Genomic DNA, 13,292 nt, shown 5'->3' on the forward strand with positions numbered 1-13,292 from the left:
AATGTGACAGGCTGGCGTGGCAAGCACCCTACCCACAGTTCATAACCCGAGTTGCGCAAAAAAGTTTGGCTGGTTAGCAGGTTCGCATGTTCGAGCGATGGCTTGACGATTCTTATTTGCTTCACCGGCCCGCCGGTTTCACAACGCGCGGCAGCCTGGGGCGATGGTTTTCATTGCAGAGCCGCCTGAGTCAGTTTCACGGCGCACCCGCCGGTGTTCGTCAATACCGTAGGGGGAGTGTTGTTATTGCAGGCTGCATTCTGCTGCAGAGAATTGAAATAGATGCTGGCAGCCTGCGGGAAGGTCGCTGTGCTGGCGTTGTTATCCACAATCATTCCGCTGGGGCCCGCGCCGTATTCGACAAACGGGCCAAATGCTCCGAAAGCGCTCGTGGTGATGTTCACCGCAGCCATGTTCGTTTGGCTGCTTTGGAGAGCAGCGACGAACAGCCAATCGGTGGCCGTGGTCGCGTTATAAAATTCAAGCAGAGGAGCCCATTCGGCGCCGGGGCCACCACCAGCATTAAGACTGTTCGCCGGTGCTCCCGAGGTCATCACTCCTCCCGCACCAAACGTGACACCATAAATAAAGACATTTCCGCTCGTCGTCGAGCTAGCCGAGCAAGGTTGGCTAACCGCGCCGGCGACTCCTCCGACATAAAGCATGGCGCCAGCCGCGGTTGGACTGGTGTAGTAGGCGTTATTGAAGACAGGGGCGTGCACGTTGCACTGATTGCCTGCGCCAATGGGTACGGCGACCGAGGAACTGAAGGTCACGGTGGCTTGGACCATCACGCCATTTGCGCCGCCGTTTGCCGAACCGCTGGCGGCGTAGACGAAGCCGTTGACGCTATCCACGACTGGCGCATCGACGATGGCGCCATATGTCATGCTGGCGATGCCATCGCCGACCACGATCGACTGGATGGTTCCGGACTGCGAAATCGAATAGAGCTTGCCGTCGGAGCAGCCGACGTACACATTAAGCGTGACGGAGTCGAGGACGGGGGCGGTGAGTGCTCCGCTGCAAACTGTTACGGCGCCTCCGATGCCCCAGGTTGCATCCAGACTCGGCGCTGGATTCGTACCCGAACAAGTGACCGAGGTACAGAAGACATCCTTGATCCGGTATAAAACTCCCAGGTCATTGCCGACGTAAGCGACATCGCGGTCGTAGTCCACGAACGGCGAAGAGTGTGTGTCAGTGCCGCTGGTGGAGACGCCGAGCGCCAGGTCGGTCGCTGTGCCGCTGCCCGCGACGGGCGCCGTCGTAGAAAAAGTGCTAATCGTCGCGGGTGTCAGAACGCTTTGCACGTCGCCGGCATTTTGCCCATCGCCGGATTTCCAGGCGAGCACGTGAAAGTGAGCCGGGCTGCCTGTGACCGACTCGACGAAGGCTATCTTCGTTCCGGAGTTCGCGTTAATGTGGTCGTAGGAAAGCACGGGTGAGGTCGGCACAGCGCCGCCACCGGCGATTCCCTGGATGTTGTACGACCAGAGAACCGTCGCGGAGGTGCCGACGTCGGACGCACTCGCGGTACGATTGCAGACGCCCGTGCCCCCGGCAGTGCCGCTGTAAAGGTTGTTGAAGGCCACCAGATTCGGCTGGGTTGCGCTGCCCCTCGCGGCGATCGGGTAGACGACATAGTCGTTAGCGCAACTGGGAGCTTGCGTCACGTCAAAGGTGAATTTCGCGGGGAACATGCCCGGCGCGGTACCCGCGGTACCAAGATTGATGCTCCAATCACGGTGCATGGTCGTTCTCGGTCGACGTTTAGGCCGAGGCCGGGAAATTGGACTCCCGCGAGGGCGTCTGTCGTCGAGCGCACGCCTGCGCCAACTGAAGGAGGCGCGCGGATCTAAACCTGCCAGATTCAGATCAGGGAGGAATCCCTGGCTCGAGTAGACGACGTGGCGCGTGCTCCAATCGTGGAACTCCGGAACGGCACGGTGGGAGACATCCCTTCCCCCTCCAGACATTGGAATGCTGAACAACATCGCAACCGCACATACCGCGAGAAGAACAACAATATGAACAGATCCTCGGCGCCGCATCACTTGCCTCGATCCAACATCTGTAGTTGCCACACTCTCTGCTCAGGCGCCAAACGCCGACCGGTCATCAAACCGAAAATGTCCTCAACGCGAATGGTGCAGAGCCGTCGAGAAACGCATGAACGCGGGCAAATCCCGGGCGAGGACAAGCCTAACCACCCGTTTTATGCGCTCTTCTTAACCGTTAAGGTTATCCGGAATTTCCTTCTTGATCTCGAAAATGGCGCTATTGTACGGCCATCTCGCCTGTTCGCGAAACGATTCTTTTTCGGAGGACTCCCGACGGTTTGCCATCAGCACCGGCACGGCCGGAATCGGCCGATTTTTTCGATTTTTTGCAACACTCCTCCTCTCCCAGCCTCTGGTAAGACCATTCAGGCAACTGGGTGCCTGGTTTATCTCGGAGACATCCTGCGCAGGAACCCCGAATTGCGCGAAAAAGTTTGGCTGGTCTGCCGGTTCACTGCAGCGTGCCCTGGGCGAGCTTCACCGCGCAATAGAGGTTGGCGCCACAGGGCGAAGCGGCGCTCGGCTGCAGTGTCCCAAAGTAGATGCTGGAAGCCTGGCCTTGGCCGCTGTTGCTGTCCACGACGATGCCGCTGGTGCCGCCAATTTCGTTGGTGGCGGTGGCAGTGGGAGTTGCCCGCGTCGACGAAGAGGCGGTCGTTGGTGCCGTCGCATTGGTGCCCTGGCCGGCCACCCAGGTGAGAACGTGGAAATGCGCTACGCCAGCATCTCGCTCAGCCAGAAGCGAAGCGTCGTCGAAGGTACGGAAACACTATGCTTCAGCAATTGTCTCCGGGAACCGGAGCCTTGACTTAGCCAGAGTCTTGGAGAGGAGCTGCTCAATCTGGGCTTCATCCCAGTTCTTGGCCATGGCGAGTTCGCTTACCAGCAGGTAGCGAGCGCGCTCCAGCATCTTCTTCTCGCGAAATGAAAGTGGCTTGCTTTGGGCCAGGAGGAGTAACCCTTTCAGCACTGCGGCGACCTCCAGGAGCGATCCGGTGCGCATCTTTTCCGAGTTTTCCTTGAACCGGTACTTCCAATCGCTGTGGTTGCAGCACTTTCCGTCGGTAAGGAAGTCAATGACTTTCTGCGCTTCGCCGTTGCGGATAACCCGGCGCAGGCCGACGTTGGCTACGTTGTTGAACGGAACCATGACTTTCAAACTGCTGGACTTGATTTTCAGGAGATAAAAACGCTCGACGCTGGCGCCGATGGTGCGGCTGCTGATCTGTTCGATGGTTCCTACGCCGTGGTTGGGATAGACAACTTTGTCACCGATGTCGAAGCTCAGGTTCGAGTTGCTACTCATGAAGGGCACCTGCGAAATGTGGTAGGCAGTCCGAGCTGGAGGTAAGCAGTTGTTAATATATCGTAAATCTCCAAAAACGTCAAATCAGCCTATAACTTAGAGGTTTTCGGTGGAGTTATGCTTTAGAATCAATTTGCCGGAGGGGTGGCGCATCTTGGCGCAGAGTGGCCGAGGGGAGGTACCCGCCGGGAAGAACGATTTATAATCACAGCGGGTTAGCCGCCGAGGATGCGGCGGACTGACCATCCCAGGCCGCGGGCCGGAGCGGCGGAGACCGTCTACTCCACATGCCAGAACACATTAAGAAGAAGCTTGCCGAGGAAATCCAGGCGCTGGAATACGAGCTGAACCACGAGCTCCCCAAGGAACTGAAGAAGGCGGTGGCCATGGGGGACCTGAGCGAAAACGCCGAGTACCACATGGCGAAGCAGCGCCAGGAATACGTGCGCGCCAGGCTGGGGCAGCTCAAGAAGAGAATGGGCGACCTTTCGCTGGTGAACATGAACAATATCCCAAGGGACCGGGCGGCACTGGGATCGACGGTGAAGGTTTATGACTCCACGAAGGACGAGAAGATCGAATACAAGCTGGTGACCAGCGAGGAATCCGACGTCAGCAAGGGTCTGATCTCGACGACGTCGCCGATCGGCAAAGCTTTGATGGGAAAAAAGGTGGGAGACACGGCCACGGTGGTGAGCCCGACCGGCAACCGGGAGATGGAAGTGCTCTCGCTGGTGACGATCCACGATGCGGAGCAGCAAGGGTTGCCATGACCTGGACTAGCGCATTCGGCCGGGGGTGCAAAGTCATTCTGCACAAGATCGTGCACGGGCTGGCGCTTACCCGGGTGAATCCCAACTACCTGACGTTCCTGGGATTCGTGATCAACCTGGGGGCGGGGGTGCTGTTCGGATACGGCAATGCCGATAACCAGGCGCGGCTGTTCCGCTACGCCGGCCTGGTGATCATCGGGGCAGGGATCTTCGACATGGTGGACGGTCGGGTAGCACGGGCCACGGGGCAGGTCACCGACTTCGGAGGCTTCTTCGATTCCGTCATTGATCGCTACAGCGACGTGGCGCTGTATTTCGGCCTGCTGGTGTACTACGCGCGCGCCAACCGCTTCTTCTACGTGGTGCTGACGGCGGTAGTGATGGTGACGTCGGTGATGATCAGCTACACGCGGGCGCGAGCGGAATCGCTGATCGGCAAATGCAAGGTCGGATTCATGGAGCGGCCGGAGCGCATTGTGCTGGTGATCATCGGCGCGCTGTTCGACCGCATGGCACCGGTGCTGTGGGTGATTGCGGTGCTCGGGCAGATCACGGTGATTCATCGCATCGCACACACCTATCTGGAGACGCGCCAACGCGACCTGTCCCGGCCGCGTGAGCCCGAACCGATCGAGCAGGAGTGGGCGCCGAAGTAACCTGTCTACCTTTTTCCTTCGCAAATGTTGGGTGGTCTCGGAGCGTGATCGCGCTATGATGAGGCGTTCCATGGCAACCGAGTGGGGCGAGCCAGCGGAGGAACCTGTTTGCCGAGCCAGCCGATCCTTTTAGTCCACGGCGGAGCGTGGGCCATCCCCGACGACATGGTGGAAGCGCATCTGAATGGCGTCCGCAACGCTGCGGAGGCGGGATGGCGCGTGCTGGAATGCGGCGGCTCGGCGCTGGACGCAATCGAGGCCGCCGTCCTCGTCATGGAAGATGACGAAACTTTCGACGCGGGGCGCGGCAGCTTCTTAACCCGCGATGGGCGGGTGCAACTAGACGCGCTGATGATGGACGGACGCACACTGCGCGCCGGCGGCGTCGGATGCGTGGAGCACATTCGTAACCCTATCTGCGCCGCGCGCAAGGTCCTGGAGGAAAGCCCGCATGTGTACCTAGTCGCGCAAGGCGCGGAAGCTTTTGCGCAGGAGCACGGGATCGAGCTGTGCAGCAACGCGGAGCTGATCATCCCACGCGAGATTGAGCGCCTGACGCAGGCGCAGCAAAAAGAAAGCGCCGGCGAAAAACACGAGATCTTCGCTTCGCCAGCGGTCTCCCACGACACAGTAGGTGCGGTCGCGCTCGACCGGAAAGGCAGCATTGCAGCGGCGACCTCGACCGGCGGTACGCTCAATAAAACTCCGGGGCGGGTTGGCGATTCATCCCTCCTCGGCTGCGGCTGTTATGCCGACAACGAAAGCGCTGCCTGCTCGACCACCGGGTGGGGCGAGCCGATGATGAAGCTGGTGCTGGCTAAGTGGGCGGCCGACCAGGTGCTGGCGAGAGGCGATCCGGCACGCGTAGCACGGGACGCGATTCACTACCTGCACCGCCGCTTGCACGGCCACGGCGGCCTGATTCTGCTGGACGCGAAGGGACGCTTCGGCCTGGCGCACAACACCCCACGCATGGCATGGGCGCTGCGCACACCCGAAAAGCAGGATCGCGGGATCAAGATTGAACCCATCCCAGCTGTGCAGCCTCTTCCGTAGTCCCTAATTGGGCCAGGATAACCATGCGCCAAGACGCTTCGGCCGAGGGCTGCGCTTGCCTTCCGAGTACTTTTGTTATACAAGCCTGCTCCATTGCCCGCATTGACATAGGCTGTCTTCATTCCTGGCCAGGATGTGAATCCGGATGGTGCAAGTTCGCGTCCTCGGTCTTTCGGAAACGTCAGCGGGTGAAAGGTGGTAGGACGATGACGCGATTGATGAAGGTGTGGCTGACATGGGTTGCAATCATACTGATCAGCGGCAGCGCCGCCGCGCAGTCCGCCGCAACCGCCGAGTTGGATGTCTCGGTGAAAGATCCTAATGGTCTGGTGGTCCGGAACGCCACCGTCACCGCTTCGAACGCAGCCCGAAACATTCAGCGCACCGCCGTTCAGAATTCGGAAGGCGCATACCAGTTCCTGTCGCTGCCGCCGGGACAGTACAACGTTTCCGTACAGGCGCCCGGATTCGCCAAGACGATGGCCACGAATGTGACCGTCACTGTTGGACAGAGAGCGGAATTGCCCATCGCCCTGCAACTGGCCGCGGTGGAATCGGTGGTTAACGTCACCGGCGAACTGGAGTTGATCGAGACGCAGCGTTCGGCGGTGGCCAGCACGGTGGACCAGCAACGCATCGAAAACCTGCCGATCAATGAGAGGAATTACCTCTCCTTCGCGGAGACCAGTTCCACGGTGACCCGCGACAATGGCCGACCCATAGGGCCTGCTCCCACCTCGGGGCTGAACATCGGGGGTCAGCGTGGCCGGTCCACGCTGGTGCAGGTGGACGGCGCCGATAATACCGACACCTCGGTCAATGCCGCGCGTTCCACGCTGAGCCAGGAAGCAGTGCAGGAATTTCAGGTCATCACAAATTCCTACGCGGCGGAATACGGCCGCGCCTCCGGTGGGGTGGTCAACGTCGTGTCCAAAAGCGGGACCAACGCGTTGCACGGCGATATGTTCGGTTTCCTGCGCCATCGCAGCTTCCAGGCGAAAAATGCGTTCGCACCCATCCCCGATCCGCCCTTCACGCGCACGCAGTACGGCGCCAGCCTCGGCGGGCCGATTAAGAAGGACAAGACCTGGTTCTTCGCTGCCTTCGAGCAGCGCCGCCGCCAGGAGTCGGGCTTCTTCACCTCGGACGTGACGGCGGGACTGCAAGGGTCAGTCAGCATACCGGTTATTCCAGGACTGAACCCGGTGGCGCGGACATTCAATAATCTGACCACCGACCAAGTAAGTTACGTCAACGCGCTTTTGGCCACAGGGACGCCGAATGGGATTTGTGGAGCCCGCGGCTATGCCTTCCTGGCCGCCAGCGGAGGCGCAACTGCTCTCAACGGTACCAATCCTCTGAGTAGCCCGAACGATGGCAGCGGGTGCCCGGCCATCAGCCCCATTCTTCCGGGCGTGGTCGGCTCTCGGTTTTTGCTTTCCGGAGCTCCTGTACCTTTGACGACCACGGATGCGCAGGGAAATCCTATCGCTTTCCGCGCGCTCACGCAGTTGCAGAAAATCTTCCCTGTGTCGGAGGGAACGACCTTCTCTTCGGTGCGCTTGGACCATCAGATCAACAACAACCACCAGTTGGTCGCGCGCGCCGGGTTCAATCCCAGCCGCATCACGGGCATCCAGGTGGAATCGCAGAATCAGTCGCTGGGTCAGAACGACTTTTCCAGAACCGGCATACAGGAGTTTCATGACTGGTCGGGCATGGTCGGGCTGACTTCGACTCTGTCGCAGCGGCTGGTCAATGACGCGCGTTTCAACTACGGACGTCGGGCTGCCAGCTTTCGTTCCGGGGTAGGCGACGCGGTGGCATCCAACATCTCCGGCGCCGCGTTTTTCGGCCGCGAGTTGTTCTCTCCGGTGCGCCGCACCGAAACTCGCTATGAGTTCACCGACAGCCTGAGCTGGAACAAAGGCCACCACACCTTCAAGTTCGGCGGGGACGTCAACTGGATCTCTGTGGCCGCGACTTTCGAACTGAACTTTGCCGGCCTGTTCAATTTCGGCGGTTTGGATGCTTCCACCTTGAACTCGGCGTTCGTGAACGTGCCCGGCTGTACTCCCGGCGCGGTGAACTGCGCTCCAGCTTTCACGGCGGTGCAACAGTATGGACTGGGATTCCCCGCCAACTACATCCAGGGGTTCGGCAATCCGGCCAGCGCGCTCAGCAATAAGCCGATTGCATTCTTCGCGCAAGATTCCTGGCAGATCCGCCCGAACCTGACCATCAACTACGGCGTGCGCTACGACATCGAGTTCACGCAGAAGATCAACCCGGTCGGCGTCAAGGACCCGCTCACCGGAATTACGCTCAGCCCGTCTGACATAATTGCCGCGCAGGACGCGCTCAACGTGCAGCAGGGCATTCCCATCGACAAGAACAACGTCGCCCCGCGGCTGGCTATCGCCTGGGACCCGTTCAATAGCGGCAAGACGGTTGTCCGCGCCGCGTACGGGCTCTTTTACGACCATCCGCTGCAGGCCATCGCCTTCAATTCCGACATCGCGGATGCGGCGCAACAGCAGCAGTTGGTGGAACTGCCGGGCAGCCCCTCGCCGACGGCCTCGCTGAATGCGACGCAGATCTTCCAGGGCACAGTGTGCGTTCCCGGAGCTGCCCTGACCCCAGTCTGTGCCCCTGGCGTGGTGACCCCCGGCGTGGCCGTCGGATCGCAGTACCAGTTCCTACGCCAGCGCTTCAACGACCAGACGTTCCCCGGCTTCGGGCCAGTGCTGCCCTTCACCCTGCCGATCTCCAAGAACTTCCAATACTCCTACGCCAACCAGGCTAGCTTCTCGATGGAACACCAGTTCACCAGCAGCCTGTCAGTCTCCCTTGGGTACGTGTTCGTGGGCAATCGTCACCTCCCGCGGCCGATTGACGTAAACGCTCCCAACACGAACCTGCTGGTTCAGAACTTCACCGATTTCGCCGGGCGCGCGCCGGCCAATACCACCGAGGCCCAGGCGTTCTCGCTTCCTACCGTCAGCAGCGCGGCATTCACGGTGGTCATCCCGGGGCTGGTAGTGGTGAACAATGCCACCGGCAAGAAAATCGTGAACCCGGCGGCGGCCGGTTTCTTCCGTCCCAGCGCGCCTAACTACCTGCTGGTGGCGGCCCTCACTGGTGGAGCGGTGACGCCCGCCGCTTTCAACGCCGCGATCGCCGGTTCATTGCGAACGCCTGGAGTCATCAGCCCGTTCAGCTCGATGAACGCCCAGTTGTCCACCGGCACGTCGGACTACAACGCGTTCAACGCCGAATTGAAGAAGCGGTTCAGCCGTAACTTCCAGTTCATGGCGTCGTACACCTGGTCGCATTCCATCGACGACTCTTCCGACCTGCAGACCCTGCTCCTGCCCCAGGACAACCTCAACCTGAGGGCAGAGCGTTCCAATTCACTGTTTGACCAGCGGCACCGGTTCGTGTTCAGTGGGCTCCTAAGCTCACCTCCTGCGTGGCGTTCGGCAGGCCGATTCACTCGTGTGCTTGCAGATTTTTCGGTGGCGCCGATCATCGAAATTTCCTCCGGACGGCCGTTCAACATTCTCACCGGGGTGGATACCAATGCCGATCAGTCCAGTCAGACAGATCGTCCCGGTGTTGGCGCCAATGGTGTGCTTACCTTGCCGGCGCCATTTTCCGACGGCACCCTCGGCCGCAACGCCGGGGTCACGACCAGCTTCGCTTCGTTCGATATGCGAATCAGCCGTGCGATTCCGATCACCGAACGGCTCAAGCTGAACGTGATTGCTGAAGGGTTTAACCTGTTCAACCGCTTCAACGAGGCCGCGGTGTCGCCGCAGTTCACCGACGTGAATGCATTCAACAAGAGGGAGGGCAACAGGTACCTGAGCCGGGCCACAGCGGCTTTTGATCCCCGTCAGTTCCAGTTCGGCCTAAAGCTGGCCTGGTAAGAACCGGCTCCAGGCTCCACGAACAAAGCTCCAGGCTGCACGGCTTGGAGCTTTTTTCTTGGCGTAGTGAGTGTTGGGCCTTTGTGGTTCCCTCGCTTGCGTTTACCATTTCAGTCTTATGTCGGAACCCGCAAAGGCGTCTGTAGCCGATGCCACTCATTGCGTCCATGCCGGCGAGGAGCGCCACGGCACCAACGCCAGCCTGACCACTGACATCGCACAGACTTCCGTGTTCGTCATGCCCAGCCTCGACGAGCTCCGGCGCTATGCCGAAGGCAAGTCGAAAGCCTACATGTATTCGCGCTACGCCAACCCGACCACCACGGTGGCGGAGCAGAAGATCGCCGCGCTGGAAGGCGCCGAAGCCTGCGTGGTCACCGCGAGCGGCATGGCGGCGGAACTGGCGATATTCATGGCATTGTGCGAATCCGGCGATGAAATCGTCTCCATGCTCGATCTCTACGGCGGCACCACCAAGCTGTTCCAGAGCGTGCTGCCGCGCTTCGGCATCCGCACCCGCCTGGTGCCGTTTACCGAGCTCGATGAGATCGAGCGCTATTTCTCCGAGCGGACGCGCCTGTTGTTTCTGGAAACGCCGACGAACCCGACGCTGCGTTGCGCCGATATCCGCAAGCTCGCTGCAATCGGGCAGCGACACAACGCGGTGGTCGTGGTGGACAATACCTTCGCCACGCCCATCCTGCAGAAGCCCCTCGCGCTCGGCGCCGACATCACCATCCATTCGGCGACCAAATATCTCGGGGGGCATAACGACCTGACCGCAGGCGCCGTCGCCGGGTCGCGCCAGAGGTTGGACACGATTCGCGAAATGGTGAAGTTCACCGGCGGTTGCCTGGATCCGCTGGGCTCGTTCTTGCTTATCCGAGGCCTTAAGACGCTGGAGATCCGCGTCGAGCGCGCCTGCGCGAACGCGCGCCTCATCGCCGAAGCGCTGCGCAAGCACGAGCAAGTAGGGCGCGTGCTTTATCCCGGCTTCGCCGACGATCCCGGCCACGACATAGCTCGCCGCCAGATGGGCGATTTTGGCATGATGGTTTCGTTTGAAACCAGGGGCGGCGGACCGGCAGCCGAGAAATTCATTGATTCGCTCCAGCTGTGGTACCTGGCGACCAGCCTGGGCGGTGTTGAGTCCACCGTTTCTTATCCGCTCCTTTCGTCTCACGTGGGGCTCACAGACGAGCAACTGAAGCTGCTCGATGTCTCGGCGGCAACGGTGAGGCTCTCGGTGGGCATCGAACATCCAGCCGATCTAGTGGCCGACATTGAGCAGGCCTTGGACCGCGCTTGAGCATCGTCGTTCCGGGATCCGCAGGCCGTGTCCTTCCGGGCACCACGAGGACGATCCGCGATTGACCCGCCAATCAACAGCACGGTACGATCTTGTGGGTGAGGGGCATTATTTCAGCGTATCGGACGGAGGGATCTACGCGAACCGAAGTTGTTCGACGAGGTTGAATGCATAGGTACTGGTCCTTTCCCATTGTTGGCGCGCTGCTGCTGACGCTGCTTTCGTGCAAGACCACGGAGACGAAGGACGCGTCAGGCGATCCGCCCGCGCAAGCCACGGCGCCCACCTTGACTGCCGTGGCGCCCCCTCCGCCGAAAATTGAAGAAAAGATCCAGCCCAAGGTCGATCCGGTTGAGGCCGTCATCGTCAAGGCCGACAAGGAATACCAGGCGGGCCTCGCCAACTACAGCGCCGGCCACCTCGAAGCCGCCAAGGAAAATTTCGACCGCGCCTTCGACCTGCTGCTCCAGTCGGGGCTCGACGTGCGCGGCAACGACCGCCTGCAGCAGGAATTCGACAAGCTGGTGGAGGGCGTCAACAACCTGGAAATAATCGCCCTGCAGGCGGGAGACGGTTTCACGGAACAGAAACCCGAGCCCGCGCCCATCGACGAAGCCAACGAGGTCACGTTTCCGGTTGATCCCAACATTCGCGCCAAGGCCGAAGCGGAGATGAAGGATATCCACTCCGACTTGCCGCTGGTGATCAACGACGAGGTCGCGCGCTACATCAGCTATTTCTCCAGCCGCGGACGCGGCACACTGGAGCACGCGCTCACCCGCGCCGGGCGGTACCGCGAGATGATCCTGCGCATCCTGAAACAAGAAGGTGTGCCGCAGGATCTAATCTATCTGGCGCAGGCCGAGTCGGGCTTCCACCCACTGGCCCTATCGCGCGCGGGAGCCCGCGGCATGTGGCAGTTCATGGCCGGACGCGCTTCGGGATACGGATTGCAGCGAAACTGGTGGCTGGACGACCGCCAGGACCCGGAGAAGGCCACGCGCGCCGCCGCCCGCCACTTGAAGGATCTCTACAACCAGTTCGGCGACTGGTATCTGGCCATGGCCGCTTACAACTCCGGCCCGGGCACGGTGCAATCGGCGGTGCAGCGTACCGGGTACGCTGACTTTTGGCAGTTGTACCGCCGTGGCGTGCTCCCCAACGAAACTCGCAACTACGTGCCCATCATCCTGGCCGTTACCATCATGGCGAAGAACCCGGCGCAGTACGGGCTTGACCATCTCACACCGGAACCCCCGCTGAAGGCCGACCGCGTCGAGATCAATTACCCGCTAGACCTGCGCCTGGTGGCTGAGTGCGCGGACACCAGCGTGGCCACCCTCCAGGAACTCAATCCCAGCCTGCTGCGCATGACCACACCCAAAGATAGCTCGTTCTCACTGGCGCTGCCCGCCGGCAGTGCGGAAAAATTCCAGCAGGCCATCGCCGCCATTCCCAAAAACATGCGTGTCTGGTGGCGCTATCACAAGGTGAACCGGGGCGAGACCCTGACCGCAATCGCGCGCCAGTACCACACCACGTCTGCCGCGATCGCCGAAGTCAACAACTTGCGTGAAGGCGACCTTGAAGCCGAGTCCAAGTTGATCATTCCCGTCGCTCCGGGAAGGCGCGGGGCAGGGGAGATGGGAGGGGTCGTCTACTCCAAGCGCCCGACCATTTACAAGGCACGGAAGGGCGACACCGTGCTTTCCATTGCCGACGATTTTGGTGTGCCAGCCGCGAAGGTCCGCCAATGGAACCATCTACGTGGCAATCAGGTGCGCGCCGGGCACTCGCTGCGTATCTACCGGCCGGTCGCGGCAGAAGCCGCCGTGGGGCGGACGCTGGCGGCAAGAAGGAATGGAAAGTCTAGTAAATCCAGCAGCTTACGGGCGTCCAACGGGCGTAAATTGCTGCACCACAAGGTCAAGAAGGGTGAGACTTTGGTGAGCATCGCCAGCCGCTACAACACCAGCGTCGCCACCCTCCGCCGCGACAACAGGGTATCCAGCCTGAAGGCCGGCGACGTACTCGTCATACGCACGCCATAGCAGATTCCCCCGCGCACATCTCCCACTTTGGGCGGCATCCATCTCTGAGCTTGGTCCTTGACAAGAAAATTGCTGTGCTATAATCCGCCGCGGTTTTTGCTTGCATTCATCGGTTCTGTTGTCTGTTTTTACCGGGCACAACGCGA

At 60.7% G+C, this 13,292-nt stretch carries 9 protein-coding genes; 6 read left to right on the plus strand and 3 right to left on the minus strand.

Annotation, left to right across the window (positions count from 1 at the left end; all coding sequences use genetic code 11):
• Positions 1-170 precede the first annotated feature (170 nt).
• The 3 genes from LAN64_02250 to LAN64_02260 all read right to left on the minus strand — a co-directional run bounded on the left by LAN64_02250 (position 171) and on the right by LAN64_02260 (position 3,369).
• Entirely contained in the window at positions 171-1,754 is a 1,584-nt protein-coding gene (locus LAN64_02250) for a hypothetical protein (protein ID MBZ5566651.1), read from the minus strand.
• A gap of 760 nt (positions 1,755-2,514) precedes the next feature.
• Positions 2,515-2,754 carry a hypothetical protein gene (locus LAN64_02255; GenBank protein MBZ5566652.1) on the minus strand — a complete coding sequence of 80 codons (240 nt, stop codon included), beginning with the start codon at positions 2,752-2,754 and terminating at the stop codon, positions 2,515-2,517.
• 78 nt (positions 2,755-2,832) lie between these two features.
• Positions 2,833-3,369: a CarD family transcriptional regulator gene (locus LAN64_02260; GenBank protein ID MBZ5566653.1), complete on the minus strand. Its 537-nt coding sequence runs from the start codon at positions 3,367-3,369 to the stop codon at positions 2,833-2,835.
• 287 nt (positions 3,370-3,656) lie between these two features.
• Between LAN64_02260 and LAN64_02265 the strand changes: the two genes are divergently transcribed.
• The 6 genes from LAN64_02265 to LAN64_02290 all read left to right on the plus strand — a co-directional run bounded on the left by LAN64_02265 (position 3,657) and on the right by LAN64_02290 (position 13,146).
• Positions 3,657-4,142, plus strand: coding sequence for a transcription elongation factor GreA (locus tag LAN64_02265; protein MBZ5566654.1), 486 nt, complete (start codon positions 3,657-3,659; stop codon positions 4,140-4,142).
• Complete coding sequence (locus LAN64_02270; GenBank protein ID MBZ5566655.1) at positions 4,139-4,798, plus strand: CDP-alcohol phosphatidyltransferase family protein; 660 nt, start codon at positions 4,139-4,141, stop codon at positions 4,796-4,798. The genes LAN64_02265 and LAN64_02270 overlap by 4 nt, the downstream gene beginning before the upstream one ends.
• A 108-nt stretch (positions 4,799-4,906) precedes the next feature.
• Positions 4,907-5,854, plus strand: coding sequence for an isoaspartyl peptidase/L-asparaginase (locus tag LAN64_02275; protein MBZ5566656.1), 948 nt, complete (start codon positions 4,907-4,909; stop codon positions 5,852-5,854).
• Positions 5,855-6,060: 206 nt separating this feature from the next.
• Entirely contained in the window at positions 6,061-9,786 is a 3,726-nt protein-coding gene (locus LAN64_02280) for a TonB-dependent receptor (protein MBZ5566657.1), read from the plus strand.
• Between the two features lie 118 nt (positions 9,787-9,904).
• Complete coding sequence (locus LAN64_02285; protein ID MBZ5566658.1) at positions 9,905-11,095, plus strand: aminotransferase class I/II-fold pyridoxal phosphate-dependent enzyme; 1,191 nt, start codon at positions 9,905-9,907, stop codon at positions 11,093-11,095.
• Between the two features lie 167 nt (positions 11,096-11,262).
• Positions 11,263-13,146: a LysM peptidoglycan-binding domain-containing protein gene (locus tag LAN64_02290; GenBank protein MBZ5566659.1), complete on the plus strand. Its 1,884-nt coding sequence runs from the start codon at positions 11,263-11,265 to the stop codon at positions 13,144-13,146.
• Positions 13,147-13,292 lie beyond the last annotated feature (146 nt).

The sequence above is a fragment of the Terriglobia bacterium genome (assembly GCA_020073185.1).
In the GTDB taxonomy this organism is placed as follows: Bacteria; Acidobacteriota; Terriglobia; order Terriglobales; family Acidobacteriaceae; genus JAIQGF01.

Excerpts from the sequence above, each read along its gene's own strand:
- LAN64_02285 (MBZ5566658.1), top strand. The coding sequence starts at position 9,905 with ATGTCGGAACCCGCAAAGGCGTCTGTAGCCGATGCCACTCATTGCGTC.
- LAN64_02260 (MBZ5566653.1), bottom strand. The coding sequence starts at position 3,369 with ATGAGTAGCAACTCGAACCTGAGCTTCGACATCGGTGACAAAGTTGTC.
- LAN64_02265 (MBZ5566654.1), top strand. The coding sequence starts at position 3,657 with ATGCCAGAACACATTAAGAAGAAGCTTGCCGAGGAAATCCAGGCGCTG.
- LAN64_02290 (MBZ5566659.1), top strand. The coding sequence starts at position 11,263 with ATGCATAGGTACTGGTCCTTTCCCATTGTTGGCGCGCTGCTGCTGACG.
- LAN64_02270 (MBZ5566655.1), top strand. The coding sequence starts at position 4,139 with ATGACCTGGACTAGCGCATTCGGCCGGGGGTGCAAAGTCATTCTGCAC.
- LAN64_02280 (MBZ5566657.1), top strand. The coding sequence starts at position 6,061 with ATGACGCGATTGATGAAGGTGTGGCTGACATGGGTTGCAATCATACTG.
- LAN64_02250 (MBZ5566651.1), bottom strand. The coding sequence starts at position 1,754 with ATGCACCGTGATTGGAGCATCAATCTTGGTACCGCGGGTACCGCGCCG.